This window comes from Bradyrhizobium sp. 141 (assembly GCF_023074055.1).
GTDB lineage: Bacteria > Pseudomonadota > Alphaproteobacteria > Rhizobiales > Xanthobacteraceae > Bradyrhizobium.
In genome coordinates this window covers 1-25,762 of record NZ_JADPKR010000018.1, presented here as the reverse complement: position 1 = coordinate 25,762, position 25,762 = coordinate 1, and the positions used below count along the sequence as shown (strand labels likewise).

At 65.2% G+C, this 25,762-nt stretch carries 24 protein-coding genes; 10 read left to right on the top strand and 14 right to left on the bottom strand.

Annotated elements, in window-relative coordinates; translation table 11 throughout:
* Positions 1-15 precede the first annotated feature (15 nt).
* Positions 16-1,008, bottom strand: coding sequence for a zinc-dependent alcohol dehydrogenase family protein (locus IVA81_RS06150; RefSeq protein WP_247313774.1), 993 nt, complete (start codon positions 1,006-1,008; stop codon positions 16-18).
* A 112-nt stretch (positions 1,009-1,120) separates the two neighbouring features.
* Here IVA81_RS06150 and IVA81_RS06145 point away from each other — a divergent pair, with 112 nt between their 5' ends.
* The 3 genes from IVA81_RS06145 to IVA81_RS06135 all read left to right on the top strand — a co-directional run bounded on the left by IVA81_RS06145 (position 1,121) and on the right by IVA81_RS06135 (position 3,383).
* Positions 1,121-1,822: an FCD domain-containing protein gene (locus tag IVA81_RS06145; RefSeq protein ID WP_247313771.1), complete on the top strand. Its 702-nt coding sequence runs from the start codon at positions 1,121-1,123 to the stop codon at positions 1,820-1,822.
* 93 nt (positions 1,823-1,915) lie between these two features.
* Positions 1,916-2,779: a fumarylacetoacetate hydrolase family protein gene (locus IVA81_RS06140; protein ID WP_247313767.1), complete on the top strand. Its 864-nt coding sequence runs from the start codon at positions 1,916-1,918 to the stop codon at positions 2,777-2,779.
* A 7-nt stretch (positions 2,780-2,786) separates the two neighbouring features.
* The gene (locus IVA81_RS06135) at positions 2,787-3,383 is read left to right on the top strand and encodes an amino acid synthesis family protein (RefSeq protein WP_247313764.1); all 597 of its coding nucleotides are present in this window, start codon (positions 2,787-2,789) and stop codon (positions 3,381-3,383) included.
* 34 nt (positions 3,384-3,417) lie between these two features.
* On the opposite strand, the gene IVA81_RS06130 is transcribed toward IVA81_RS06135, so the two are convergent.
* The 5 genes from IVA81_RS06130 to IVA81_RS06110 form a co-directional block, all read right to left on the bottom strand.
* Positions 3,418-4,182 (bottom strand): hypothetical protein, encoded by a 765-nt coding sequence (locus IVA81_RS06130; protein WP_247313760.1) that lies wholly within the window; start codon positions 4,180-4,182, stop codon positions 3,418-3,420.
* Between the two features lie 196 nt (positions 4,183-4,378).
* On the bottom strand, positions 4,379-4,822 hold the full coding sequence (locus IVA81_RS06125) for an Ig domain-containing protein (RefSeq protein WP_247313757.1): 444 nt from the start codon (positions 4,820-4,822) through the stop codon (positions 4,379-4,381).
* 26 nt (positions 4,823-4,848) lie between these two features.
* On the bottom strand, positions 4,849-8,265 hold the full coding sequence (locus IVA81_RS06120; RefSeq protein ID WP_247313755.1) for a CHAT domain-containing tetratricopeptide repeat protein: 3,417 nt from the start codon (positions 8,263-8,265) through the stop codon (positions 4,849-4,851).
* A gap of 197 nt (positions 8,266-8,462) precedes the next feature.
* Entirely contained in the window at positions 8,463-9,224 is a 762-nt protein-coding gene (locus IVA81_RS06115) for a hypothetical protein (RefSeq protein WP_247313752.1), read from the bottom strand.
* A 16-nt stretch (positions 9,225-9,240) separates the two neighbouring features.
* Complete coding sequence (locus IVA81_RS06110; protein WP_247313749.1) at positions 9,241-9,429, bottom strand: hypothetical protein; 189 nt, start codon at positions 9,427-9,429, stop codon at positions 9,241-9,243.
* 253 nt (positions 9,430-9,682) lie between these two features.
* Here IVA81_RS06110 and IVA81_RS06105 point away from each other — a divergent pair, with 253 nt between their 5' ends.
* Positions 9,683-10,660, top strand: a complete 978-nt coding sequence (locus IVA81_RS06105; protein WP_247313744.1) for a DUF2336 domain-containing protein — start codon at positions 9,683-9,685, stop codon at positions 10,658-10,660.
* A 138-nt stretch (positions 10,661-10,798) separates the two neighbouring features.
* On the opposite strand, the gene IVA81_RS06100 is transcribed toward IVA81_RS06105, so the two are convergent.
* The 3 genes from IVA81_RS06100 to IVA81_RS06090 are packed head-to-tail and all read right to left on the bottom strand — an operon-like array spanning position 10,799 to position 13,739.
* Positions 10,799-11,143, bottom strand: a complete 345-nt coding sequence (locus IVA81_RS06100; protein WP_247313742.1) for a DUF1491 family protein — start codon at positions 11,141-11,143, stop codon at positions 10,799-10,801.
* Positions 11,144-11,200: 57 nt separating this feature from the next.
* Positions 11,201-11,905, bottom strand: coding sequence for a peptidoglycan-binding domain-containing protein (locus IVA81_RS06095; RefSeq protein ID WP_247313739.1), 705 nt, complete (start codon positions 11,903-11,905; stop codon positions 11,201-11,203).
* Positions 11,898-13,739 carry an ATP-binding protein gene (locus IVA81_RS06090; protein WP_247313736.1) on the bottom strand — a complete coding sequence of 614 codons (1,842 nt, stop codon included), beginning with the start codon at positions 13,737-13,739 and terminating at the stop codon, positions 11,898-11,900. Before IVA81_RS06090 ends, IVA81_RS06095 begins: the two co-directional genes overlap by 8 nt.
* Positions 13,740-14,146: 407 nt before the next feature.
* Here IVA81_RS06090 and IVA81_RS06085 point away from each other — a divergent pair, with 407 nt between their 5' ends.
* Positions 14,147-14,599, top strand: coding sequence for a DUF5330 domain-containing protein (locus IVA81_RS06085; protein ID WP_247313734.1), 453 nt, complete (start codon positions 14,147-14,149; stop codon positions 14,597-14,599).
* A gap of 68 nt (positions 14,600-14,667) precedes the next feature.
* Positions 14,668-15,096 carry a SufE family protein gene (locus tag IVA81_RS06080; protein WP_247313731.1) on the top strand — a complete coding sequence of 143 codons (429 nt, stop codon included), beginning with the start codon at positions 14,668-14,670 and terminating at the stop codon, positions 15,094-15,096.
* 141 nt (positions 15,097-15,237) lie between these two features.
* On the opposite strand, the gene IVA81_RS06075 is transcribed toward IVA81_RS06080, so the two are convergent.
* Positions 15,238-15,657 (bottom strand): MucR family transcriptional regulator, encoded by a 420-nt coding sequence (locus IVA81_RS06075; RefSeq protein WP_247313727.1) that lies wholly within the window; start codon positions 15,655-15,657, stop codon positions 15,238-15,240.
* A gap of 145 nt (positions 15,658-15,802) precedes the next feature.
* Positions 15,803-16,669, bottom strand: a complete 867-nt coding sequence (locus IVA81_RS06070) for a DUF308 domain-containing protein (RefSeq protein ID WP_247313725.1) — start codon at positions 16,667-16,669, stop codon at positions 15,803-15,805.
* Positions 16,670-16,979: 310 nt separating this feature from the next.
* Here IVA81_RS06070 and IVA81_RS06065 point away from each other — a divergent pair, with 310 nt between their 5' ends.
* Positions 16,980-18,629, top strand: coding sequence for a glycosyltransferase family 39 protein (locus IVA81_RS06065; protein ID WP_247313723.1), 1,650 nt, complete (start codon positions 16,980-16,982; stop codon positions 18,627-18,629).
* A gap of 194 nt (positions 18,630-18,823) precedes the next feature.
* Positions 18,824-19,603: a class II aldolase/adducin family protein gene (locus IVA81_RS06060; protein ID WP_247313720.1), complete on the top strand. Its 780-nt coding sequence runs from the start codon at positions 18,824-18,826 to the stop codon at positions 19,601-19,603.
* A gap of 214 nt (positions 19,604-19,817) precedes the next feature.
* On the opposite strand, the gene IVA81_RS06055 is transcribed toward IVA81_RS06060, so the two are convergent.
* The 3 genes from IVA81_RS06055 to IVA81_RS06045 form a co-directional block, all read right to left on the bottom strand.
* Positions 19,818-21,212: a M20/M25/M40 family metallo-hydrolase gene (locus IVA81_RS06055; RefSeq protein WP_247313717.1), complete on the bottom strand. Its 1,395-nt coding sequence runs from the start codon at positions 21,210-21,212 to the stop codon at positions 19,818-19,820.
* A gap of 24 nt (positions 21,213-21,236) precedes the next feature.
* The gene (locus IVA81_RS06050; protein ID WP_247313713.1) at positions 21,237-22,577 is read right to left on the bottom strand and encodes a glycosyltransferase family 87 protein; all 1,341 of its coding nucleotides are present in this window, start codon (positions 22,575-22,577) and stop codon (positions 21,237-21,239) included.
* Positions 22,578-22,745: 168 nt separating this feature from the next.
* On the bottom strand, positions 22,746-24,368 hold the full coding sequence (locus IVA81_RS06045; RefSeq protein ID WP_247313710.1) for a helicase HerA-like domain-containing protein: 1,623 nt from the start codon (positions 24,366-24,368) through the stop codon (positions 22,746-22,748).
* A 344-nt stretch (positions 24,369-24,712) separates the two neighbouring features.
* Between IVA81_RS06045 and IVA81_RS06040 the strand changes: the two genes are divergently transcribed.
* Both IVA81_RS06040 and IVA81_RS06035 read left to right on the top strand, forming a co-directional pair.
* Complete coding sequence (locus IVA81_RS06040; RefSeq protein WP_247313707.1) at positions 24,713-25,078, top strand: DUF2267 domain-containing protein; 366 nt, start codon at positions 24,713-24,715, stop codon at positions 25,076-25,078.
* 26 nt (positions 25,079-25,104) lie between these two features.
* Complete coding sequence (locus IVA81_RS06035; protein WP_097662917.1) at positions 25,105-25,512, top strand: DUF4332 domain-containing protein; 408 nt, start codon at positions 25,105-25,107, stop codon at positions 25,510-25,512.
* Positions 25,513-25,762: the final 250 nt, after the last annotated feature.

Sequence of the window (25,762 nt, the reverse complement as noted above, 5' to 3'; positions counted from 1 at the left end):
GTGCGGTCCATCCCCTCATGGAATCATGATGATCTTGCCGAGCGCGGAGCCCTGCTCCAGCAGCGTATGCGCTTTCCTGACCTCGTCGAGCTTCAGGACCGCCGAGATCGCCGGCTTGATCGCGTTGCGGCTCAGCGCCTCGATCACGCTGCGCATCAGGGCACGGCGGCCGTCGCGATCATGGTCGTAGATGTGGAAGGAGAAGCAGCGTATCGCCGGACAGATGTCGAGATGGTTGCGCATCGCCGCCATCAAATTCTCTTCCGGCAATCCGGCGAAGGCGTTGTAGGACAGCAGCGTGCCCCATTTGCCGAGCGCGCCGAGATAGGAGGTGAACTCCGGCCCGCAGACGTGATCGAGCACAAGGCCGACGCCCTCGCCGTTCGTCAGTTCCCGGCTCCGTGCCACCACATCTTCGCTCCGGTAGAAGATGACATGATCGGCGCCGTTCGCCTTCGCGAACGCGGCCTTCTCCTCGGTCGAGACCGTGCCGATGACGGACATCCGCGCGAGTTTTGCCAGTTGCACCAGCGCGGTGCCGACGCCGCCGGCGGCGCCGATCACCAGCACGCTTGCGGGCGCGCGCGGATGGCCGCACTCATGCAACAGCGCGTAAGCGACCTGGTAGTTCGACAGGCACACGGCGGCTTGCAGGTCGACATTGGCGGGCAGCGCGTGAACCGCGTCCGCCGGCGCGACCACGTAATCGGCATAGCAGCCGCCGCGCTGGGACAGATCGCGGGCGCTGAGCAGCACCTTCTGCCCGATGGCGAAGCCCTCGACGCCCGGCCCGAGCGAAGAAATGCGCCCCGCGACGTCGTTACCGGGATTGGCCGGCAGCGGCGGCATCCATTTGTAGACACCGCGCCGGATCAGCGCGTCGGGCTGACCGACCCCGAACGCCTCGGCACGGATTTGCACCTGGCCAGGTCCGGGCACGGGCACCGGAAGCTCGACCAATTCGAGTGCATCCGGCCCACCCGGCTGACGTACCAGCACCGCTCTCATGATCTTCTCGGCCTCCCAAACCAATATTTTCGAAAATCATACCGTTTACGAAAATTATTGCAAGATGGTCGTTGGCGCGGCATGTTGAGGCATCGATTCAGCGACAGACCCCATGTCCGAGAGCGCCATTCGCCCCCGCAAGGAATTCGGCAAGACCATTGCCGCCGACATCACGCATCGGCTGCGCGAGGAGATCATCGCCTGCGGCCTTCCGCCCGGCGAGCCGTTGCGCTTCGACGTGTTGCGCGAGCGGTTCGGCGCGAGCTTCACGACGCTGCGCGAGGCGCTGACCGCGCTTGCCGCGGAGGGGCTGGTCGACGCGCAGGAGCAGCGTGGATTTCGCGTGGCGCCGGTCAGCCGCCAGGATCTGATGGAGGTCACGGACGCGCGGGTGCTGATCGAGGTGGAATTGATCCGCCGCTCGATCGAGCGCGGCGACGACGATTGGGAAATCGCCGTGATCTCGACACTGCACCGATTGAAGCGAATCGAGCAGCGCGACCCCGAACACCCCTTGCGCGATCCCGAGTGGAAGATCGCGCATCGCCAGTTCCACCAGGCACTGGTCTCGGCCTGCGGCTCGGCGACGCTGCTCGCCATTCGCGCCGAGTTGTTCGATCGCGCCGAACGCTACCGGCACCTGTCGGCCAATTTCCGGCCGCGCCCGCGCGACAAGGCCGGCGAGCACCAGGCGATCATGCAGGCCGCCATCTCGCGCAATGCGGATCTCGCCGTGCAACTGATCGAGACCCATATCCGCTCGACCGCCGACAACGTCGCGACATACGCCGCCCATCTGCTCGACACCGAATAGGCGCCGGCAATTTTCACGGGGTGGGCTTGCGCCGCGGCTCATTTTCGAAAATAATACAGAAGATCGAAAATTGGGAACCCTTGGGGCGAAACCATGAAGCTGCTGTCGTTCTTGGACGGGAATCGCGAAAGCTGGGGAGCCGTTGTCGAAAACGGCGTGGTGGATCTGGGCCGCGCCCTGCCCCAATACCCGACGCTTGCCGACTTTCTCGGCAGTGATGACTACGCGAAGCGCGACGCGATCGTCGCCGGGCACAAGCCCACGCTAGCGCTGAGCGACGTCAAATATCTGCCGGTGATCCCGCGCCCCGAGAAGATCGTCTGCGCCGTGCGCAATTATCTCGACCACCACAACGAGGCGGTGGCGTTCGGCATGAAGCGCGAGATCACCGAGTTTCCGCCGATCTTCCTGCGGGTCTGGCGCTCCCAAGTTGCGCACAACGCGCCGGTGATCCGGCCAAAAGTCTCCGACAATTTCGACTGGGAGGGCGAGCTCGCGGTCGTGATCGGCAAGGGCGGCCGTCACATCAGCGAGACCAATGCCTGGAGCCACGTCGCGGGCTACTCGATCTATAACGACGTCAGCGTGCGCGACTGGCAGCGCCACGCCCAGCAGATCGCCTCCGGCAAAAATTTCGTCGGCACCGGCCCGTTCGGTCCGTGGCTGGTCACGCCGGACGAGATCGGCGATCCCACCAAGCTGAAGCTCGAGACGCGCGTCAACGGCGCGGTGGTGCAGTCGTCCGACACCTCGATGCTGATCTTCTCGATCCCGCGGCTGATCGAATATTGCTCCACCATTTTCGACCTCGTCCCCGGCGACGTCATCGCCACCGGCACGCCGGCCGGCGTCGGCTTCACCCGCAAGCCGCCAGTCTTCCTCAAACCCGGCGATCTGGTCGAGGTCGAGATCGAGAATATCGGCGTGCTCAGCAATCCCGTCGTGGACGAGGCCTAGCTTTCGCATGTCGTCCTATGACATTCGCAAGACCGCGCTCGGCGTCGAAACCGTCTGGCACGAGCGCGGCCCGCGGCTGGAGCAGCCGCTGCTGGTCGGAACGGTCGTCGCGGTGATCCGCAATCCCTTCGCCGGCCGCTATGAGCCTGACCTCATGCCGTTCCAGGCGTCCCTGCGTGAGCTCGGACGCGAACTCGCGAGCGCGCTGATCGCACAGCTCGGCGGTCCAGCGCGCATCGAGGCCTATGGCAAGGGCATCATCGTCGGCGAGGACGGCGAGCTCGAGCATGGCGCCGTCTGGCACGAAGCCGGCGGCCAGGGCATGCGCGAGGTGCTTGGCCAGCCCAAGGGTCAGCAGCCAAAGGCGATCGTCCCGGCCGCGAAGACCATCGGCGGTCCCGGCACGCGCCTGATGGTGCCGCTCGGCCACATCCACGCCGCCTATGTCCGCAGCCATTTCGGCACGGCGGAGATGACGCTGTGGGATGCGCCAAGGCGTGACGAGATCGCCCTCGGGCTCGTGATGGCAACCGGCGGCCGCCCCCACGCGCGCATCGGCGGTCTTGCTGCGTCGGATATCTCCGTGCACGATGGCCAGCGCTGACGCGCGCGCCGTCGATGCCCGCTGCACCGGCCGGCTATCCGAGCAAGCCCTTCAATCCCGCGTAGATCGAGCCGACCGCGGTCGCGGCGACGCCGGCCAGCGGCCCGACGGTCTGCATGAGGTCCTGGATCAACCGGGCGCGGCGGCGCAGCTGCTCCTCGCCGACATGCTGTCCCAGCAAGCGCGCCACGCGGAAGGCGAACGCATTCGGCTTGCCACCCTGTGTCAGCACGCGTGGCAGCACCTGGAAGACCACGACGCTCAAGATGTTTCCGGAGACGAAGGCGAGCAGGATGCTGGCGCCGTATTCGAACACTTCCCGCCATTCGATCCAGGCTTGCGGCAGGATCGGGACATGATCGTGAATCCCCGTGACCATCAGCATCGACAGCACGCTGACGGCCGCCGCCAAGAACGCCAGCACGAAGGCCGCCAAGGCCGAAACCCGGTGCAGCGGGTAGGCCACGAATCCGAACAGCAGCGGCACGGCGATGGACGCAATCCGAAGCGGGATCGGAGAGACGTTGAAAGTGATGGTCACGAGTACGTGCGCGATCACCAGAAGAAGGGACGGTATCGCGACGTAGAGAACCGCATGCGTCGTGAAATAGCGCAGCGGATTCTTGTACCGTTCGAGCCGGACATTGACCCGGTCGAGATCACGCCTGAGCCTGTCCAGATCGGCGACGATCTCTTCGATCTCGAGCAAGGTCGGCCGCACCACGCGCAGGTCGCGCGAGCAGTGCTTGCACGCAATGGCTTCGTCCTTGATCGTCTCGGCGCAGAACGGACATTCCATCGCTAACGCGAATGCCTCCGCCTCATGAAGGCCTCGGCCTCGTCCCTGGCCCGTTTCAGCTCGTCGCGCAGCTCCTGGCGCTTGCGCAGGAGATCGTCACGCTCCGCAATCAGCGTCGCGGGAGCGGCGATGTCGCGCCCGCAGGACGCGCAGACAAACGCTCCCTCCCCGGTCCCTGCCTTGCAGTAGGGACACGTCACTTGGGTGCGACCTTCAGCGTGAAGATGGCCGTGCCCGAACGGCCGTCACTGTCCCTGATATCGACACGCACCGTGTATTCGCCGGGCGGCAGCTCCGCATCCTGCATGTTGATGCCGTCGGCCTTCACGAACGGCTTGACGCGTGAGGTCAAGTCGACATTCGGGGTCCGGAGGAAGATCATCTTGACCGACTCCGGATCGATCTTTGCCCCGCCATAGGACTGGAATTTCAATACCAGCGGTAGAGGTGAGCTCGCCGTGTCGCCCGGTGAGACGAACTCGACCTTGGGGCCGCGCATGATGCCGCGCTGATCGACGGCAACCGCGCCTTTCGGCGGCGGCAGCTTGGCTTCCTCCTCCGTGATCAATGGCGTGGCACGCGATGATCCCGAGAACAACAAACCTGCAGCCACGAGGCCCAGCAAAACATTCCGCTTCATTTTCCGTGCACCCCTTCCCCAGTTCGTCAACGCAAGCCGCCATCGCCGATAATGGTGTAAGGCGCCCAGAACAGCGGATGCGCATAGGCAAACTCGGTCTTGCCCTCGCTGTTGAGATAGCCCGGACCATCGACGAGGGCCATCGTCGCCTGGCGCAGCGCCTCGCTGCGCGACAGCTTCGGATCGTCGGCCTGCCGCTTGAACAGGTCTGTCACCAATTGCCGCGCCGACTGTGAATGCACCGACCAGTTCGTCACCAGCAGGGCGCGCGTGCCGGCGTAGAAGAACGCACGGCCGAGCCCGGATGCCGCCTCGGCCCCTGCGCCTGCGCCGGCACCGGTGTTACAGGCCGACAGGACGACCCAGTCCGCGTCCAGCTTGAGACCGAGGATCTCCTCCATGGTCAGAAGCCCGTCGCCGCCCTCGCCCGTCACCACCGGCGACGACAAAGCAAGCGCCGGCTGCGTCAGTCCGTTTAGCTCGCCCGGGACCAGACCGTGGGTGGCAAAGGCGAGGATCTTGAAGCCGGAGAGGTTCATGGTCTTCACCGCGCTCTCCGTCGCGCTCTTGCCGAGGAACAACACCTTCGCGGGGTCCGCCTGCAACGCCAGCGCGATCGATTTCAACTCGTCGGCCGTGTCGGGAAGCCGGGGCAAGAGACCGAGCTCGGCGCTGTCGACACCGTCGAGCTTCGGACTGTTGCGCCGCTTCAGCGGCCCGCCGCGCGTGATGTTGCCGCTGGCGTCGGCGACCTGAATCTTCTGCCCGCCGCCTTCCGCCTCGGCCTGCTGATCGCTGTTGAAATAGGGATCGCCGAAGGCGATGAGCTCACCGCGGCCGGGCTTGCCGGCCGGCAATTGCCGCAATGTCCGCAATGCCGCCGCCGACGGCACCGTCGACACCGCATGGGTTCGCGCCAGCCACGGCACGCTCCGATAACCGATGAAGAGCGGATCCTCGTCCGCGGCCACCGCCGCTGGTGCCGTCGGCAACAAGGACAGCGGCAGCAGTCCCAGCGCGCCGTTGGTCACGACGATCAGCTTCTTGGCCGGCTTCCAGCCGCTCTCGACCGGCTTGAGCAGCAGCTCGTAGAGTTCATGGCCGAGCTTGAGGTCGAAGGGCGGAATGTCCGAGATCATCGCAGCCTGCGGCTCGAGCGCTTCGCGCAGCTTGCGGATCTTGCTCTCGATGTCGCCGATCTTGGCCTGGACGGCGGCGAACGCCACCGGCCCCGACTTCGGCACGGCCCAGACGAAGCTGCCGTTCTGGCCGAAATAGAATGACAGCATGGCCTCGTCGTCGGCGAGTGTCGCGCGGATCTCGGCGACGCTCGGCGGCTTGGGCGAGACGAGATCGGCGTAGATCGGAAACTTCTGCTTGATCTCCTGACGCGCCTTGTCGCGCTGGCCGCGCAAGGCCGCGATCGAAGCCTGAATCTGTGCAACGCCCTTCTCGTCGCGCTCCGCCGCGGGAAGCGCGAGCACGTTGTTGAGGGTGCCGAGCTGAGCGTTGACCTGCTTGGTCAGGTCCTGCTCCTTTCGCACGAGCTCGGCGAGCGCAGGATCCTTTGCCGCCGCACGCGCACTCGAGGCCGCAAGCGCCTGCTGCACCGAGCGGCCACGGACGGCATCGGCGAGGCTGAACGTCTCTTCGCCGACGTCCTTGCCGGCTCCTTCCGCCCTGCCGAGCAGCAGCAGATAGCTCTCGACGATAGTCTGCAGCCGCTGGCTGCGCGCGGCCACCACGGTCGTGTTTTCGTCATCGGCGTTTTCGTTGGCGCTCGCCATCATGACCGGAATGGCGGCCTTGAACTCCCTGATCGCATCGGCATCGCGCCGAGCGCGCATCAATCCGACCGCCAGCGTGCCGCGCGCCGAAGCGGCATCGAAATGATTTTCCCCGACGCGGGCGATCTGCTTCTTCACGAGCTGCTCGGCGGCGGCAATGCCTGCGTCCAGCTGCCCGGAACCATAGAGCGACAGGATCCGGGACGGATTGAGCTCGAACACCTGGCGACGCTGCGAATCCCAACCGGCAACGGCCTTGTCGATCCGCGCAAACATCGCGCTCGCTTCGGCGTTCTGACGCCGCAGCGTCAGGATGCCGGCGAGCTGCGACAGCAGCTGCACCGTCGCTTGCGACTCCTCCGGCACGCCGACGGTCTTGTTGATCTCGAGGGCGACGCGGCCGAGCTTCTCGGCCTCTTCGTAACGGCCCTGGTCGACCAGAATGCCCGCCAGCCCCATCACGAATCGCGGCGTGACGGAGTTGTACTTGCCGGTATCCTTCAGCCGCGAGAGCAGCGCGCGGCGCGCATCGATCTCGGCCTCGGCGAGCCTGCCCTGCTTCGCCTTCATGCGTGCCTGGTTCAACACGGCGCCGTCGATCGCCTGCAGCAGAATGGTCTCGGCCGGCGGATTGTCCGCTGCCATGATGGCCTTCGTGCTTGCCCGCTTGCGCAGCTCGGCGTTGCGATAGGCGGCCTCGGCGTCGGCGAACTGTCCGCGCGCCTCGAAGATCAGGGCGCGCGCGAGCTCCAGCTCGCCTTCCCAGCTCTGGCCGAACCTCGCATAGGACGCTCGCCAATTGGGATGGCCGCTGGTGCGGGCCTCCTGTATCGCGGTCTGGCTGCGACGGAGATAGGCTTCGGCCTGTGCGACGTCGCCTATCTGGATCAGAGCGGACGCGATCCCGCGGTTCGTACTGAACTGCAATCCCTTGGCGCCCGGCATGCTGGCCGATTCGCGTAAGAGCCTTTGCATGATCTCGAGCGAGCGCTTCGGATCGCCCGCGAGAGCGTGTTGCAGGGACTGAAGCTGCAGTATCCGCCCCAGCATATTCGGACCGACGGCGCCGCGCCCGACTTCCGCGGCCTTGTCGGCGTCAGTCATCGCTTCGGCGAGCCGACCGAGTTGCGCGCGCGCATTGGCGCGATCGAAATAGAACTGTGCGAGATCCTGGCGGGACTCCTTCCCGGTCGGCACTGCGTCGGCGTCCGACTTCAATTCCGCGATCATCTTCTCGTCGGGCTTGTCGCCGTCGAGGATCGCCGTGATGTCGGCGATGCTGCGTGGCGGCGCGACGAAGTCCTTGGGGAGCGCCGCACCTGCCTCGAGCTTGGGTGCCGTTTCCTTGGGAAGCTCGACCGCGACATTGGCGCGGCCATTGGCGGCATTCAGCGCCGCCATCACACAGGCCCTGACCTGAGGCGTTGCCTTGGCGCGGCAACCCTCGAGATCGGCACCGGCTTTGCGGCCCCCTTGGGCCTGCATGCACGCCTGCACGATCGGCCGGCCGACGGTCATCCGGCAATTCTCGATCGCCGCCTCCTTGGTCAGCGCGGCTGCGGAGCCGGTGGATCCGAGAAGAATGGCACATGCCAGCAGGTGGCGGAGGGAAACGTCCAGACGGCTCTTGAACGGACGCGTGGCGTCTAAGCTCATCTCGAAGGACCTTCGGGTAAAATGACTTTGAAGAAACGAGACAATCCTATCCCGCCGGCCCGGAAGGACAAGGGCATTCAATCGGGTTCCCGGAAGACCTCAACAGGGTTGGGGCGGCTGCGGCCGGCAAGAGCCCGGGTCGCGCGCATTGGCCGCGGGCTAGGATGCCCAGCCGGGTGAGTGGCGGGAGCGCGCGCTCAGCCCTTCGAGACGACCGCGCGGCCGTAAGGCGGTTGCCCCTGGACCGGCGGGTTGGCGGTCTGGGCGGCGAGCTCGCCGATCAGGCGGTCGGCATCGGCGGCCATGCCGTCGGGGGCCTGGATCACCAGGCGCTCCAGCGCCCAGCGGTAGGACGAGACGCGCTGCTCCAGGCACTGCTGCACCCATTGCACGATCAGCGAGTTCTCCTGCATGCGCGCGACCGCGTCGTCCTTCTCCCTCGGCGAGAGCGCGGAGACGCGCGCCATGCTGGCATCGCGCTTCCTGTCGAGATCGATGACGCGGATCGCGCTGGCGAAGAACGGCTCGAAACGGGTGATGTCGTTGCGAACGTCCTCGATCAGCTGCGCATAGCGCGAGGAATGCGAGCGGTGCGGCTCGTCGATCAGCGTGCGTCCGTACATGGTGCGGTCGAACACGATCTTCTGACGCCAGGGCGATGGCAGCGGCTTGTAGTCGCCGAACACGCTCTTCCATGCGGGGCGCGACAGCGGCGGCTCGATCATGGGATAGGCGAGGTCGCGCAGCTGGCGCTCTTCGTCGGTGAGCTGGAATTGCGAAGGCTTCAGGCCGACGCTGGAGGTGACCTCCGCGCCCAGCCAGCGATGCATGTCGTCACTGCGCATGTCGGCGCGGGTGCGGCCGAAATCACCGCCGCTGCACGCACCGAGCGTGGCGGCGAGCAGCGCGAGCAGGACGGCCGATAAGACGGGCCGGATCTGGCGGATGGTGTCCGGCATTGCACAAAGCCGGATGTCAGCGACGGCGACGACGGCGCCCCGGCGCTGTGCCCTGCTCGGGCCCGCGATCGCCGCTGGTTTCATCTGCCTCGCGCTCGATACGGATGACGGGGAGGATCAGGATCGTTCCCATGTCCGCGAGCGGAGCGACATCCCCCGACGAGCCCACCCGGCGACCGGCCGGAAATTCAATGATGGTCCCCATGTCAGCTCTCTTCAATTGCCGCGCGACCGAAGCGCCCCTGCAACATGCAATTCATTAAGATCAGTTCATGGTTAACGGGGTGTAAACGCGGCGTTCGGACCGTAGCCGCACGGGCCGGCCGCGACGTCCCATTGCGGCACGAGACCGCGACAAGTCGAGCGTTCGGCTTCACGCCTCGTTTTCCTTAACGAGCCTTTAAAGGAGCCTGCGATAGGCTGGCGGCGAGTATCCTTCCCAGGTCGCGTATCCCTCCATGACCAAGTCGCTGTTTCCCGGATTCGACGGGCTGATGTCCCTCTCCCGTCGTGAAGGCGTCGATGTTCGGCCGACGCTGCTGCGCGTGCTGACCGACCTTTACGTCCAGACCCGCATCCACAGCGACGACGAGCAGCGTCAGTTCACCGAGCTTGCGACACGGCTGATCGACCAGGTCGACGATGCGACGCGCGCGGCCATCAAGGCCAAGCTCGCGATCTATCCGCAGACGCCCGTCCCGGTGCTGCAGAAGCTCGGACTGGTCGCAGCGCAGGAAGGCCGCAGGGTTCCGCTGGCCCGCGAGATCCCCGCTCCCGCACCCACCCCCGCGCCGGTTCGCACGCCGACCGACGCCGAGCTGCGCATGGCCTCGAACATGGCGATGCAGCCGAAGGACGCCGCCGAGATCCACGACATGTTCTTCCGCGCCGGCGCATCCGAGCGCGCGCTGATCCTGCACAATCTGGCGCAGACCCCGCTGAAGGCCGCGCCCCGCATTCCGACCGTGCGTGCCAAGCGCGCAATCCAGATCCTGGAGATGGCGGCCATCGCGGGCGACACCGAGAACTTCACCCTGGAGCTCGGCGACAGCCTGATCCTGCCCTCGCGCGTCGCAGCCGAGATCGTCGACGATGCCGGCGGCGAGGCGCTCGCGGTCGCGGCGCGCGCGCTCGACATGCCGAGCCCGAACTTCCAGCGCATTTTGCTGTTCTTCAAGCCGGAGATCGGCACCTCCGTGAACGAGGTGTACCGGCTGTCGCGGCTTTACGACCGCCTCGGCGATCGCTCGGCGCTGGTGATGCTGGCGGCCTGGCGCGGCTCGACGCTCGCCGTCACCCGAGCAAAGTACCAGTCGTCGCTGCACGACGGTGAACGCCAGCGCGCCCGCGCGGGCGCAAACCAGACGCGGCCCGGCGTGCAACCCGGTGCGATGCCGCCGCGCCGCACCGGCACCGAGGGGTCGTCGGATCGGTAACGCTCAATTCGACCGACACCGCCGCCACAAACTCGTCATGCCCGGGCTTGACCCGGGCATCCACGTCTTTGTTTCGGCGCGGAAGAACGTGGATGGCCGGGACAGGCCCGGCCATGACGACGTAAAAGCGGGGCCTAATCAGGTCTTCGCCAGTTCTAGAAAATGCCGCCCGGCGCGGTCTTCCGTCTCGACGATCCAGGCGTCCGGATCGAAGCGGATTTCCCTGGTCAGCCGTTCCTCGATGGTATGCTCCGGCAAGGACTGCGGCGCGACCGGCACGAAGAAGCGATCGACGGGGCGGCCATCGTCATAAACGGTCTGCGGCGCCGGCACGTAGAGCATCGCATGGCCGTCGAGCAGCGACACCTTCACGAACACCGCGCCCGCCTCCTCGGCACCGCGACGGCGTACCGCGCCGAACACGCCCTCGGTCTGGCACCGGCGCAGGTAAGCTGCGACCCATATGTTGGATTTCAAACGCATGAGTCGAACGATAGGCCAGCCGCGCAGTCAGCGCCAGCCGTCGCACGCGCGTGGAAATTATTCGACGGGATGGCCGATCGCAGCCCCGAGCTCGCGCAGCAGCCGATCGGACAGCTGGCCGGTGACCTGCATCTTGTGCTCGCGCTCGAACTTCTGGATCGCGGACTGGGTCTCGCCGCTCATCGTGCCCGTGATCTTCAAATTGCCGTAGCCAAATTCGGACAGCGCACGCTGCACGCCGGCGATACGCCGTGCGGCCGGGCTCTGCGGCACGGGAATCGGGGCCGGCGGACGCATAGCGGACGGCGGCGTCGACGTCGTTTGCTTGACCAGATTGGTCATCGGATCGTTCGAGCGCGTCGAGGCGGTCGCCTCGACGGGTTTTTCGGGCGCCTTCTCGGCGGCGCGCTCGGCGGGTTTGGGCTCGGCGCGGAACTCCGTTGCGCGCGGCTCGAGCGGCGATGTGTCGGCGCCGACGGGGCGCGGACGCGGCAAGGGATTCGACAGCGGCACGGAGGACGGCGCGGGAAGATTGATTACTGTGCCGAACATCGGCGCGGGATGCCGGCCGGTCTGGAGGAACAGCGCATTGGCAACGATCGCACCGATCGCGGCGACGGCGACGAGGCCAGCCAGCGTGTCCTTGGGGCTGTGCAGCAGCACGCGCATGACGAGATTGCGCTCGGTCTCGACATCGACAACCGCGGCTTTGGCGCCACGGCGGCGGGGCGCGGCTTCGTCCTTGGCAGACTTCTTAGGCACTTTTCTTCACCAGAGCGGGTTGGTCCTGAATTTGGTCATGAGATTCTTGGCGCAGCACCGGCGTCAGCGTGGCGATCTTGCTCTCGGCCGGCTTGACCTGCGGCGGCGTGTAGACGAGCGGCAACTTGACGGTGACGGCGGTGCCCTCCCCGAGCTTGCTTTGTACCGTCAATTCGCCGAGATGCAACGCCACGAGACTCTTCACGATCGAAAGTCCGAGACCGGTGCCTTCGTGACGGCGCTGATAGGTCTTGCCCGCCTGGAAGAACGGCGCGCCGATGCGCTTCAGATCGTCCGGCGCGATGCCGACGCCGGTGTCGCTGACGCGCAGCGTCAGCTGCGATCCGGTCACCGCAGCGGAAACGGAAACCTGGCCGCCGCGCTCGGTGAACTTGATGGCGTTGGCGACGAGATTGAGCACGATCTGCTTGAAGGAGCGCGGATCGCCGGTCATGACGGGCAGGTCCTGCGGCGCGTCGGTGACGAGGTCGATGCCGTTCTCCCGCGCCTTCAGCGCCAGCAGATTGCAACAATGCATGAGCGAGGCGCGCGGCGCGAACGGCTCGGACGCGATCTCGAAATTGCCCGACTCCATCTTCGACATGTCCAGGATGCCGTTGACGACCGACAGCAGATGCTGGCCGGAATCGTTGATGAGCTGGGCATATTCCTTGCGCTGGGCTGCACCCAGCATCAAGGTCTGCTCCTGCGCGATCATCTCGGAGAAGCCGATGATGGCGTTGAGCGGCGTCCGCAGCTCGTGGCTCATGGTGGCGAGGAAGCGCGTCTTGGCGGCATCGGCCGCTTCAGCGGCGCTACGCGCCTGATCCAGCGCCTGCTCGGAAAGCTTGTGGCCGGTGACGTCGCGCAGCACGGCGACGACTTCGGCCACGCGCGTGACGTCACGGCCGATCTCGTGGTCGAGGGGGCGGCAGCGCATCTCGACCCAGAGAAAATCGATCTGACCGCGCTCCGAACCATCCGGCTCACGCCGCAGCCGGAACTCGACGCTCCGCACATCACCGCGCGCAGCATCGGACAGCGCGGTGAGATAGGCCGGGCGATCGGCGACATGGACGCGGTCGAACAGGCCGTGACCGAGCAGTCGCGCCACTGATATGCCGAGCATGGCCTCCGCCGCCGGCGAGATGAACTGCACCGCGCCGTTGCGCTGATGCCGCGACACGACGTCGCTCATGTTGCGCGCGAGCAGGCGATAACGCTCCTCCTCGCGCGACAGCAGCGCAACGCTGGTGCGCGCGAGCGACTCCGCGCCAAAGGCGAGGCCCGCGGCATAGAGCGTCGCAGAGGCGACGCCGAACGCCATCAGCACGCCGCGTTCTGCGGCGCTGGTGTCTGCTGACGGCAGCCAGCCGAGCTGGCTGAGGAGGATCAGGATTCCCGCACAGGACAGCGCGAGCAATGAGGCGAAAGCGGTGACGCGGCGCGAGGCCGACAGCGCGGCTTCGAGGGGAACCACGACCAGCCAGACCGCGGCGAACGATTCGATGCCGCCCGTGGTGCCTGCGACCGCCACGATCAGGCCGGCGAGCGCCAGCGACGACAGCACATGCGCGCCTTCATAGCGGCCGGTGCGCGACAGGAACCAGGACAGCAGGATCGGCGCGATCAGCCATGCGAAAGCGGCGACCTCGATCGCGCTCGGCGCGCCGCGCATGGCGAGATAGACCGGGAATGCGGCAAAGGCCGCCAGGCTGCCGAGCAGCCGCGGCGCCATGAAGGCACGATGGTGCGCTCGCATCAGCGCATCGTAACGCGCGGAGGGATGCAGCAGCGCATCGAGACAATCGCGGATGATACTCAAAACTGTCACGGGTCTCGCGCTTCGGCTCAATCGTCTTAGAAGACGCGCCGGAACGCCTCCTTGTCGTTGAGCCACCGTGTCAGAGCGACCTTAAACGAGTGCTAAGGCGACGCGGCGTGCGGCCGGACGCCGGGACATCGCGGGGCTTTTTAGACGATTTGCCGACGTCTTCAGCGAGGATGGTGAACACAGGGTTTCACCTTCCCGCTCATGGTTTCGAATTGGTGGATGCGCATGCCAGCAGAATCACGGGCGCCGGCGTCAATCGAAAATTTACGACACCTTCGATCCCGAAGAATTTTGCGTAAATTTTCCGCGAATTAAGCTCAAGGCAATCACTTGCGATTTATCGAGAGTTGCTAGGTCCGACTTCCGCGGAGATCGCCGCGGGCGGGATCGAACGTACAGGTCGCAAGATGCGCTTTCTGCTTCGCATCACATTCTGGCTCGGGCTGGTGCTGGTGCTCCTGCCCAGGGACAAGACACCCGAATCGGAGAAGCTGCCGCAGATCGGCGCCGCCGACGCGGTGCAGGCTGCGACCGCGGCCGTCTCCGACATGACCCAGTTCTGCAAGCGCCAGCCGGCGGCCTGCGAGGTCGGCGGACAGGCCGCGACCATCATCGGCCAGCGCGCCCAGGACGGCGCGCGCAAGATCTACCAGATCATCAACGACAAGAAAGACCAGATCTCCAACGACAAGAACGACAAGAACGAGAAGAGCGACAAGAACGACAAGAAGGCGCCCGACCATACCGGATCGATCGTGATGGCCGGCGAAGGCGATGCCGTCTCGAGCGAAGCGCCGCACGACACGCTGAGCCAGGACGACCTCGCACTGGAATGGCGCGGCCCGCAGCCGGCGAATTAGCGCCCAAACCCTATCGATTTCGGCTCCTCGCATCCCTATATTGGCGGGAAGCGGGAACACGGGCCAGCATGACCACGATCAACGAAATCAGGGACAATTTCGAGCTTCTGGACGAGTGGGACGACCGCTACCGGTACGTCATCGAGCTTGGCCGCACCCTGGAACCGATGCCGGAGGCGGAACATTCCGCCGCCAACAAGGTGAATGGCTGTGTCAGCCAGGTCTGGCTCCAGAAGCTGGTCGAGCGCAGCAATGGCGCGCCGATCCTGAAATATCGCGGCGACAGCGACGCGCATATCGTGCGCGGGCTGGTCGCGATCGTGCTGTCGCTCTATTCAGGCCGCACGCCGCGGGAGATCCTCGATACTGACGCGATCGCCGTGTTCAACGAGTTCGGGTTTCGCGATCATCTGACGCCGCAGCGCTCTAACGGCCTGCGCTCGATGGTCGAGCGTATCAAGACCGACGCGAAAGAGGCGCTCGCGGAAGCGTCGTAACAAATCTTCGTAGTCTCGTAGGGTGGGCAAAGCGAAGCGTGCCCACCTTCTGAGTGTGATCGGAGAAAACTCGTGGGCACGGCGCTTCACGCCTTTGCCCACCCTACGAGACCTACCAAGCGGCGGCCTTTCGCACCCGCTCTACTTCCCCTTCTTCCGCTGCTGCTGTCCGAGGCCCATCTGCTTCGCCAGTTGCGAGCGCGCCACCGCGTAGTTCGGCGCGACCATGGGATAGTCGGCCGGCAGGCCCCATTTCTCGCGGTATTGCTCCGGCGTCATGCTGTACTGCGTGCGCAGATGACGCTTCAGCGACTTGAACCGCTTGCCGTCTTCCAGACAGACCAGATAATCGGGCGCGATCGACTTTTTCAGCGAGACCGCCGGCTTGGCCGGCTCGAGCGGCGCGGTCTCGGTGCGGCCCGACGACACCCGCACCAGGGCGCCGTGCACTTGGCTGATCAGGTTCGGAATCTCGGCAGCCGGCGTCGGATTGTTGCTGAGATAGGCCGACACGATGCTCGCCGTCAGCTCGATGAAATTCTTAGCCCCGGCATCCGACATGGGCCCCGCCCTCTCTCCACCTTGCGCCTCTTGGGATAGACGACGCTGAACTATTGCGTGTCAACAATACGTTCGGCGGAAATACGACAACTGACGTGGATGAGCTGATGACTGGTGAGGGGGTGCTTTACTTGGGGCAGCCGCCTCAGCCCCGCTGGTCGAGATGGGCGCGCAGCTCGTCGATCGAGGCAAAGCGCATCATGCCCTCCGGCATCTGCGCTTCGATCGAGCCGTCGGAATAGAGCGAATAGGCCATGCCGTCGACGATTCCGGATTTGAGCACGGTTACGGCCGGCTGCTCGACAGCTGGCGGCGTCGGCTCGGGTGCAGGCGGCGGTGCGGCCTCCGCAAAGGTCGATGGCGAGCGCGGCGGCTGGCGACGCAAGGCGGCCGGCGGCTCCGGCGGACGCATACGCTCCGGCTTCGGCCAGGCATCGTCGAAACTGGCGGGCGGAATGTCCAGAGCCTCACTGGGCTCCAGAGGAAGCTGCGGCGGCGCCCCTTCGGTGGCTTTCGCCTCCGCGCGCTCGCGCTCCTTGCGCGAGGTCGAGGCGAACATCAGGTTGCGCCGGCGCGGCCCTTCCGGAGTTGCGGGCGGCGTCGGAGCTTCCGGCTCCGGCGGCACCTCGACACGCGGACGCTCGCGCGCGGCAGCCTCGCTCTGCCACGGCGGCGGGCCTGCGGCGGGTGGTGGCGGTGGCGGCTCGGTCCTTGCGGACGAGGCGGGCATCGGCTCGGGCGCTGCAGCGCCTGATACGGCGAGGCCCGGCAGCACGGGCCTGACCCGAACCTCGGACGACGCGGCCGCACCGGCCAGCCGGCGAGCGATGCCCTTCAGTTCCGCGACCACGACATAGAGGCCGGACAGTAACATTCCGGAGCAGACTGCGATCGTGCCCGAGATTATGAGGGGGCTGCCGAGGCTGAACTCCCTGACGGAGAAGCCAAACAGGATCGAAAGGAGGCCCGCCACGACGGCGAAAATCCCCGCGATCAACAATGCCAAGGTCATTGAACTCACCCCCGGCCGCGCATCCACACGCGACCCGTCACGCCACGATACCGTCATACGATGTTCCACGCCAACGGCGAATTGCAAGCCACGTTCCTAATGGGAAGGAAATCAGGGACTTATTCACATTCCCTTCAGCTAGGGCCCGTTACTGCTAGGCTGCTGTCAATAATCCGGAATTGCTGCATCGCATCAGGAATTTAGCCATAATGCCCAATTACTTGCTAATGGAACTGCGCTATAGGGAGTCCGGGGTTGAGGCCCGCGCGCGCCAGCAGGGCCAAGAGGGGATTCCGGGGCACCGATAGCCATGACATCCATCACGACTTCGGCGATCGACACGCCTCAGCGGCGCTCGGTCGAACGGACTTGCGACGATCTGGCCATGCTGGTGCTGGCTGCGGTCGCCGTCATTGCCGGCTTGACCTTCCGCGACTACGGCCTCGGTTGGGACGATTATACCCACGCCGAATATGCCGACCTGTTGCTGCGCATGTTCGGTTCCGGCTTCAAGGACACCGCGGCGCTCTCCTTCGCCAATCTCTATATGTATGGCGGCGGCTTCGACATGGTCGCGGCCCTCCTGCACAAGATCATTCCGCTCGAATTATTCGAGACGCGGCGTCTGGTCGGCGCCATCGTCGGCGTGATCGGACTTGCGGTGACGTGGCGGCTTGGCCGCCGCATCGGCGGCCCCCTTGCCGGTCTTGCCTCACTCCTGCTGCTCGCGCTGTGCCCGATCTTCTACGGCCACATGTTCATGAATCCGAAGGACGCGCCCTTCGCGGTGGCCATGATCATCCTGATGCTCGGCCTCGTCCGGCTCGCCGAGGAATATCCGCAGCCGTCGCCGCGCACGATCCTGATCGTCGGGCTCGGCGCGGGCCTCTCGCTCGGCTGCCGCGTTCTCGGCGGGCTCGCGCTGGTCTACGCCGTGGTCGGCTTCATGCCGCTGTTCCTGGAGGAACTGCGCAGCGAGGGCCTGCGCGAATCGGTCCGCCGCTTCGCCCATGTCGTCTATGTGCTGCTGCCCGGCCTCGCGTTCGGCTACCTCGTGATGGGCCTGATCTGGCCGTGGTCGATCATGGAACCCGGCAATCCCTTCGAGGCGCTGACCTACTTCTCGCATTTCTTCGAGAAGCCCTGGAAGGAGATGTTCGACGGCGCGATCGTATCGGTGCCGGACATGCCCTGGTCCTATCTGCCGACGCTGTTCGCGCTGCAGCTGCCTGAGGTGATGCTGGTGCTGATGACCGGCGCCGTGGTCAGCACGTTTGCCATGCTGCCGCGACGCGAGGTTCCGGCGCGGCGCAAGACCATCCTGCTGATGCTGACGTTAGCTGCGACCCTGCCGCTCGCGATCGCGATGGTGAAGCGGCCGGCGCTGTACAACGGCATCCGCCATTTCGTGTTCGTGATTCCGCCGATGGCGGTGCTCGGCGGCGTCGCTTTCGGCTGGGCCATGGAGCGCCTGCGCGCCAATCACCGCACCTGGCAGCCGGTCGTGCTCGCCACCTTCTGCTTCGGCCTCGCGCTGTCGCTCGCCGAGATGATCCGGCTGCATCCCTATCAGTACACCCACTTCAACCACATCGCCGGCACCGTGCGCGGCGCCGACGACCGCTTCATGCTGGACTATTGGGGTCTCGCGCTGAAGCAGGCCTCGGACGAATTGCGCGAGCAGATCGTCGAGCGCCAGGAGGTGCCGCCGACCAATCGCAAATGGAAGGTCGCGGTCTGCGGTCCGCAGCGCCCGGCCCAGGTCGCGCTCGGCCCGGACTTCACCATCGGCTGGGATTCCAACGCGGCCGATTTCGCGATGACGCTCGGCGAGTTCTACTGCAAGGGCCTCACCGCGCCCGTGATGGTCGAGATCAAGCGCGACGACGTGGTGTTCGCCCGCGTCTACGACATCCGCGGCCGCAGCATTTCCAGCCTGCTGTCGATCCCGGCGCCATAGAAATTTTCTCCAGAATCGTAACCCCGTAGCCCGGATGGAGCGCAGCGAAATCCGGGACCCCTCTCAGAGCGGCCCCGCATTCCGCTGCGCTCCATGCGGGCTACGCTGAACTGCCACGCTCCTCACGCCTTGCCGCCAGCCTCCCCCAAGTCTACGCTCCCTCCCCGCAACAACGATGTTCGGAGAGATCAGCCATGTCGCCAGCGGAAGCCCGCCTGAAGGAAGTGCCGTCGAACATGACGGAGGCCGAGTGGCAGCAACGGGTCAATCTCGCCGCCTGCTATCGCCTGGTCGCGCTGTACGGCTGGGACGATCTGGTCGACACCCACATCTCCGCGCGCGTGCCGGGCCCCGAGCATCACTTTCTCATCAACCCCTACGGGCTGATGTTCGACGAGATCACCGCGTCGAGCCTCGTCAAGGTCGATTTGCACGGCAATCAGCTCACCGAGAGCGAATACACCATCAACCCGGCGGGCTTCACCATCCATTCGGCAATCCACGAGGTGCGCGAGGACGCGATCTGCGTGCTGCATCTCCACACCCTCGACGGCACCGCGGTGTCGAGCAGCGCAGAAGGGCTGCTGCCGCTGAACCAGACCGCTCAGCTCGTCACCCACGACCTCGCCTATCACGACTACGAAGGCATCGCGCTCGACCACGACGAGCGGCCGCGGCTGCAGAAAGATCTCGGTGACCACAACCACATGCTCTTGCGCAACCACGGCACGCTGACCGTCGGCCGCTCGGTCGCCTCCGCCTTCGAGCGCATGTATCACCTCGAGCGCGCCTGCTCGATGCAGGTGCGCACGCGCGCGCTCGGCACGCCGGTCTATCCGGTCGAGGAGATTGCGATCGAGAAGAACACCGAGCTGCTCGCCAACCGCGATCGCGCCGAGCTGCGCGCCACCAACCTCGTGTGGCCGCCGCTGCTGCGCAAGCTCGACCGCGAGCTTCCCGGCTACCGGACCTGAGATTTTCTGGATTTGGTGTAGGGTAGTGTCCAACTAACCTCTACGCCATTTGGAATGAAACGCCGCCCAATTCCGGGCGGCGTTTTTGTTTGCTTCGCTCGCAATGACGGGGATAGGTCTCGTAGGGTGGGCAAAGCGGAGCGTGCCCACGTTCTTTCGCAATCATTGAGAGGTGGTGGGCACGGCGCTGCGCGCCTTTGCCCACCCTACGAAGTCACTTCACCTCCGCCAGCGCCGCGAGGATGCGGGCCCAAGAGCGGATGCCTTTCTGGAAGCTGCGCAAATCGTACTTCTCGTTCGGCGAGTGGATGTTATCGTCGTCGAGGCCGAAGCCGACCAGCAGCGAGTCGAGGCCGAGCGTACGCTTGAAGTCGGCGACGATCGGGATCGAGGCGCCGGAGCCCATCAGCACGGTCTCCTTGCCCCATTCATCCGTGAGCGCCTTGCTGGCGGCGGCGAGTGGCTTCATGTTCCAGTCGAGTGCGACCGCTGGCGCGGCGGAATGGTCGCCGAATTCAACTTTGCAGTCACCGGGAATGCGTGCCGTGACGTAATCGCGAAAGGCTTTGCGGATCTTTTGCGGGTCCTGCCCTTCGACCAGGCGGAACGAGACCTTTGCCGAGGCATGCGAGGGGATCACCGTCTTGGAGCCCTCGCCGATATAGCCGCCCCAGATGCCGTTGACGTCGCAGGTCGGGCGCGACGAGGCCTGCTCGATCAGGAGGCGTCCCTTCTCGCCGGCGGGGATCGACAGGCCGATCGGCTTCAAAAACATCTCCGGCGTCAGGTTGAGCTTCTTCCATTGCTCGAGGATGTCGGGCGGCAGGTCTTTCACGCCGTCATAGAAGCCGGGAATGGTGATGCGGTTGTCGTCGTCGAACAGGCCGCCCAGAATTTTCGTGAGCAGGCGGATCGGGTTCATCGCGCTGCCCCCGAACACGCCGGAATGCAGGTCGCGATTGGCGGCGGTGATCTTCAGCTCTTCATAGAGCAGGCCCCGCAGCGAGGTGGTGATCGCCGGCGTGTTGCGATCCCACATGCCGGTGTCGCAGACCAGCACGTAATCGGCTTTGAACTCGTCCTTGTTGGCCTCGATGAAGGGGACGAAGTTCTTCGAGCCGACCTCCTCCTCGCCTTCGATCAGGAAGGTGATATCGATCGGCAGCGAGCCCGTCACCTTCTTCCAGGCGCGGCAGGCTTCGACGAAGGTCATCACCTGGCCCTTGTCGTCCTCGGCGCCGCGCGCGACGATGATCTTGCGGCCGTCGGCATGATCGGTGACGACGGGCTCGAATGGCGGGCGGTGCCAGAGATCGAGCGGATCGACCGGCTGCACATCGTAGTGGCCGTAGAAGATCACGTGCGGCCGTCCGCCGGCCCTGGTCTTGCCGACGATGGCGGGATGGCCGGCGGTCGGTCTCACCTCGGTGGCGACACCCAGGCTCGCGATGTCCTTCGCAAGATGCTCCGCCGCCGCCTTGCAATCCCCGGCAAAGGCCGGATCCGCGGAGATCGACTTGATCCGGAGCAGCGCGAACAGGCGCTCCAGGCTGTTGTCGAAATCCCTGTCGATGTGGTCGAGCACGGATTGAAGCTGCGCATTGGCCATGGTTGGATTCCTGACTTTTGAGTCTCAAGACGACATTTCGAGATGCTTGGGTTTTAGCCCCGTCGCAGGCTGGGAGCCAGCCGCAACCGGCGGATGGCGGATGTGCCATACGAGCGTACCCGCAAGAACGGCGGTCGCAGCGAGGTTGTTGCCCCAGGCCTGGAAGACAGTTGGAAACCACGGCAGCGCCAGCAGCATGAGAATGCCGGCAGCGCCGAGGGCGAGCCAGGTTCCGAGGCGCACCTTCGCCCGCTCGTCGAAGGCGGCGCGATGCATCAACACCGCCATCGGGAAGAACAGCCACATGAAGTAGTATTGTCGCGCCAGGGGCGAGGCCGCCGTGATCAGGCAGAACAGGATGCCGAGTTCCTCGGCATCCGAGCGCGCCGTCCGCTGCGCTTGCCGCGGCATGATCGCGACGAAGCCGAGCCCCAGCAATGCCGACAACGCCAGCACGATCCAGTTTGCCGTCCTGTAGTCGACGTCGATGATATTCATCGTGCGTGCCGGCTTGTTGGGACTGTCCTGATTGTAGTTGATCGGGCGGACGAGGCGGTGCGTGACTGCGATCAGCGACTGGTTGACCCACGACCAGTTCTGCTCGTCACGCTGGCCAAAGCCCTTATCCGAACTCGTTCCGACCATGCCCTGATACCAGAGCGCAAGCTCGGCCGCGTTGCGCTCGAAGCCGCGGATCGGCGCCGGCACGACATAGAGAAGGATGGCTGTGAAGGCGACCGTAGCGACGACGGCCTCCCATTTGCGCCGCCAGATCAGATAGGGCAGCACCGCAATCGGAAACACCTTGATGGCGGCGGCGAGCGCGAACATGAAGCCGGCGAGCCACGACCGCTGATGCCGCAAGCTCCAGAAACCGTAGAACATCATCGCCAGCAGGACGAGGTTGGGCTGGCCGAGGTCGAACATGACGAACACGAGGGGCACGGTGACGACAGCAGGCAGCGCTTCGAGCCAGGGACTGGGCTTGCGGTCCAAGCCGGCCATGACGTGGGAGAACGTTCCGGTGTACCACCACGCCGCAGCATTCAGGATCGACAGAACGAGATAGAGCGGGATCTTGCCGAACCAGCTCGGGATCGCCAGCAGGATCGCCGGGAGCGGTGGATAGATGAAGTCGAAATACTCGATGGCCGTGGCGGGATAGAGCGGCTCACCCTGCAAGACCTGCTGCCCGGCCCAGTACCACAGCGGGTAATCCTTGGTTTTGCCGTTGCCGAAGATCTCGGGGACGAGCACGTCGGCGGTCAGCAGGACGCAGCAGAGCAGAAATAGCAGGTCCAGCGGCGCGCGCAGCGACAGGCGTCTGGGCGCGTCAGGCTTGGCTAACGGGGCGGGCGAGGTCACGGGGTGGTCCTGTGCGGCGGCGAACAGGACGTAGCAGACCGGCGCAGGCTTGGAGAGCCCCTCACCTGAAATTGTAGCGGTGGTAACCCGACCTTCCCTGCGGGCGGAGCGAAGTCGGATCACCGACCGGAAGCGGATTGCCTCAAACGATGTCCCGAAACCGGCTGCCTAGCGCCGCAGCAATCCGCCGAGCGCGCCGCGGACCAGTGTACGGCCGATCGAGCCGCCGAGCTGGCCTCCGACCGACTTGCCGATATTGGCGGCCATCCCGCCGATCACCTGGTTGGTGACCGATCGCGTCACGTCCCGCGCAATGACCTGGCCGGCCGACAGGCGGCCCCGTTTGACGTTGGTGCCGAAGATAGTGCCGACGATCGAGCCGATCTGGCCGAGGATGCCGCCACCGCTTGCGCCGGCCGGGCCGTCCACCGTTACCGCCGTGCCGGCGATCCGCTTCTGAAGGATCTCATAGGCGGACTCGGCATCGACGGCGGTGTCGTATTTGCCCTTCACCGGGCTTGCAGCCATGATCGCCTTGCGCTCATCCGGCGTGATCGATCCGATGCGGGCCGATGGCGGTCGGATCATCACCCGCTCCACCATCGCGGGCGTGCCGTTACCCTCGAGGAAGGACACCAGCGCCTCGCCCTTGCCGAGCTCCATGATCACCTTGGCGGTGTCGAGCTTCGGGTTGGGCCGGAAGGTCTGGGCCGCAGCGGCGACCGCCTTCTGGTCGCGCGGGGTGAAGGCGCGCAGCGCGTGCTGCACCCGGTTGCCCAATTGTCCGAGCACGCGGTCGGGCACGTCGACCGGGTTCTGAGTCACGAAGTAGACGCCGACGCCCTTGGAGCGGATCAGGCGGACCACCTGCTCGATCTTGTCCATCAACGCCTTGGGCGCGTCGTTGAACAACAGATGCGCCTCGTCGAAGAAGAACACGAGCTTTGGCTTCGGCAGATCGCCGGCCTCGGGCAGCTCCTCGAACAGCTCCGACAACATCCACAGCAGGAATGTCGCGTAAAGCCTGGGGTTCTGGAGCAGCTTGTCGGCGACCAGGACGTTGACCATGCCGCGGCCATCGCGGTCGGTCTTCATGAAGTCTTTCAGTGTCAGCGCCGGCTCGCCGAAGAATTTGGTGCCGCCCTGGTTCTCCAACACCAGGAGCTGGCGCTGGATGGTGCCGACGGTGGCCTTGGTGACGTTGCCGAACCCCTGCGCGGCCTTCTTGACGTCGGCCAGCGGGCTCTCTTCGCCATCCGCACCCTTCTTGCCGGCATCCGGCACGATGGCATCGAGCAGCGCGCGCAGATCCTTCATATCGATGAGGGTGAGGCCGGCGTCATCGGCGACGCGGAAGGCGACGTTGAGCACGCCTTCCTGCACATCGTTCAGGTCGAGCATGCGCGCGAGCAGAAGCGGCCCCATTTCCGTGACGGTCGCCCGCACCGGATGGCCCTGCTCGCCGAACACATCCCAGAACACCGTCGAGAACTGGTCGGGCTGGAACGTTAGCCCCATTTCGGAGGCGCGTTTGAGGATGAAGTCCTTGGCTTCGCCGATCTCGGAGATGCCGGAGAGGTCGCCCTTGATGTCGGCTGCGAAGACCGGAACGCCGGCACGCGCAAATCCTTCCGCCATCACCTGCAGCGTCACCGTCTTGCCGGTTCCGGTTGCGCCGGTGACGAGGCCGTGGCGATTGGCGAGCGCCAGCGTCAGCCATGCCTGCTCGTCTCCCTTGCCGACGAAGATCTTGTCGCCGGTATCGCCGAGCTTGCTGTCCTGTGCGGTCATTATTCTCTCTGATCTCTCTGCCGGGTTTCGCGTATTGAAACTCAAAGGCGGCAGTTCCTTAGTTTAACGCAAATCGCACGTCGATTGAAACCGTTCAACGCGCCCGACATGCGACATTGTTGGATAGGTGGACGACATCAGCCGAAAGTAGGAATGAGGCGTTCGCAACGCGGCAATTTTCCGCCGATTCCATCTCCGCTCTTGCACCGCTGCAACACCTCTCACGCGTTCGAAGATGAATCGCGACAACGGCTGCGTTCATCGCTTGTATTTCACATCACACCGGCTCAAGATCATTTTCGAAAGCAATATTCCGGCAAGCAAACCGGCTGAGGGGCGGGCCAATGGACGAGCTGATCGGGCGGCTGGCGACAAACGCCAGCATAGATGGTGCTGTCGCCGAAAAGACCGTCGGCATCATCCTGGGCTTCCTCCGCAGTGAGGGTCCTTCCGACAGCGTGCAGGCCCTGATCGATCAGATCCCCGGAGCGGAAGCCGCGATCGAGGCGTCCAGGAGCGGCGGCGGACTGTCGCGGCTGATGGGCGGCGGCTTGATGGCGGTCGGCACGCGCCTGATGGGCCTGGGACTTGGCATGTCCGAGATTCAAAACGTCGCCCGTGAACTTTTCCGCTTCGGCCGAGACAAAATCGGAGCGGATCAGATGGGCAAGATCGTTGCGGGGACACCGGGCCTCAGCCAGTTCGCCTGAAGCCTTGGCATTTCATATCGAGTATCATGACATATCCGATTTCCGAGATTGAGGGCCTGTCGGTCTTTGCCGCCAACAAGTTGAAGGCGCAGGGCATCCGCACCACCGATGCGCTGCTCGAGGCGGCCGGCACGGTGAAGGGCCGCAAGGCGCTTTCCGCCAAGACCGGCATCAGCGAGCAGCTGCTGCTGGAATGGGCCAATGTCTCCGACTACATGCGTATCCCCGGCATGGGCCGCGCCAAGGTCGGCCTGGTCCGCGCCGCCGGCGTCACCACCGTGCGTGAGCTCGCCTATCGGAATCCGGCAAGGCTCGCCCAGAGCATGCGTGACGCCAACGAGAAGAAGAAGCTGCTCCGCATCCTGCCTTCCGAGAAGTCGGTCGGCGACATCATCGCCAAGGCGAAGAAGCTGCAGCCGAAGATTACGTATTAGCGTTTTTTCCGCCCCCTTACGTCCAGCGAGCGTGCACTCACTCTCGTGTCCCGGACGCGCTGCAACGCCCTTAGCGTTGCTGCGCAGAGCCGGGACCCATATCGCGCAAAGTCCCCTCTCGGCAACATGGGCCCCGGCTCAGCAGCGCACCGCTGAAGGAGCGCTGCGCTGCGTCCGGGGCACGAGAGCGCTCATCTTGCGAACATATTGGCCAAGCGCGCCACCCCCTCCCGCGCTTGAACTCCCCCTC

Bases quoted from the DNA above. Each gene is read 5' to 3' on its own strand.
- IVA81_RS06150 (WP_247313774.1), bottom strand. From the start codon at position 1,008: ATGAGAGCGGTGCTGGTACGTCAGCCGGGTGGGCCGGATGCACTCGAA.
- IVA81_RS06145 (WP_247313771.1), top strand. From the start codon at position 1,121: ATGTCCGAGAGCGCCATTCGCCCCCGCAAGGAATTCGGCAAGACCATT.
- IVA81_RS06140 (WP_247313767.1), top strand. From the start codon at position 1,916: ATGAAGCTGCTGTCGTTCTTGGACGGGAATCGCGAAAGCTGGGGAGCC.
- IVA81_RS06135 (WP_247313764.1), top strand. From the start codon at position 2,787: ATGTCGTCCTATGACATTCGCAAGACCGCGCTCGGCGTCGAAACCGTC.
- IVA81_RS06130 (WP_247313760.1), bottom strand. From the start codon at position 4,182: ATGGAATGTCCGTTCTGCGCCGAGACGATCAAGGACGAAGCCATTGCG.
- IVA81_RS06125 (WP_247313757.1), bottom strand. From the start codon at position 4,822: ATGAAGCGGAATGTTTTGCTGGGCCTCGTGGCTGCAGGTTTGTTGTTC.
- IVA81_RS06120 (WP_247313755.1), bottom strand. From the start codon at position 8,265: ATGAGCTTAGACGCCACGCGTCCGTTCAAGAGCCGTCTGGACGTTTCC.
- IVA81_RS06115 (WP_247313752.1), bottom strand. From the start codon at position 9,224: ATGCCGGACACCATCCGCCAGATCCGGCCCGTCTTATCGGCCGTCCTG.
- IVA81_RS06110 (WP_247313749.1), bottom strand. From the start codon at position 9,429: ATGGGGACCATCATTGAATTTCCGGCCGGTCGCCGGGTGGGCTCGTCG.
- IVA81_RS06105 (WP_247313744.1), top strand. From the start codon at position 9,683: ATGACCAAGTCGCTGTTTCCCGGATTCGACGGGCTGATGTCCCTCTCC.
- IVA81_RS06100 (WP_247313742.1), bottom strand. From the start codon at position 11,143: ATGCGTTTGAAATCCAACATATGGGTCGCAGCTTACCTGCGCCGGTGC.
- IVA81_RS06085 (WP_247313734.1), top strand. From the start codon at position 14,147: ATGCGCTTTCTGCTTCGCATCACATTCTGGCTCGGGCTGGTGCTGGTG.
- IVA81_RS06080 (WP_247313731.1), top strand. From the start codon at position 14,668: ATGACCACGATCAACGAAATCAGGGACAATTTCGAGCTTCTGGACGAG.
- IVA81_RS06075 (WP_247313727.1), bottom strand. From the start codon at position 15,657: ATGTCGGATGCCGGGGCTAAGAATTTCATCGAGCTGACGGCGAGCATC.
- IVA81_RS06070 (WP_247313725.1), bottom strand. From the start codon at position 16,669: ATGACCTTGGCATTGTTGATCGCGGGGATTTTCGCCGTCGTGGCGGGC.
- IVA81_RS06065 (WP_247313723.1), top strand. From the start codon at position 16,980: ATGACATCCATCACGACTTCGGCGATCGACACGCCTCAGCGGCGCTCG.
- IVA81_RS06060 (WP_247313720.1), top strand. From the start codon at position 18,824: ATGTCGCCAGCGGAAGCCCGCCTGAAGGAAGTGCCGTCGAACATGACG.
- IVA81_RS06055 (WP_247313717.1), bottom strand. From the start codon at position 21,212: ATGGCCAATGCGCAGCTTCAATCCGTGCTCGACCACATCGACAGGGAT.
- IVA81_RS06045 (WP_247313710.1), bottom strand. From the start codon at position 24,368: ATGACCGCACAGGACAGCAAGCTCGGCGATACCGGCGACAAGATCTTC.
- IVA81_RS06040 (WP_247313707.1), top strand. From the start codon at position 24,713: ATGGACGAGCTGATCGGGCGGCTGGCGACAAACGCCAGCATAGATGGT.
- IVA81_RS06035 (WP_097662917.1), top strand. From the start codon at position 25,105: ATGACATATCCGATTTCCGAGATTGAGGGCCTGTCGGTCTTTGCCGCC.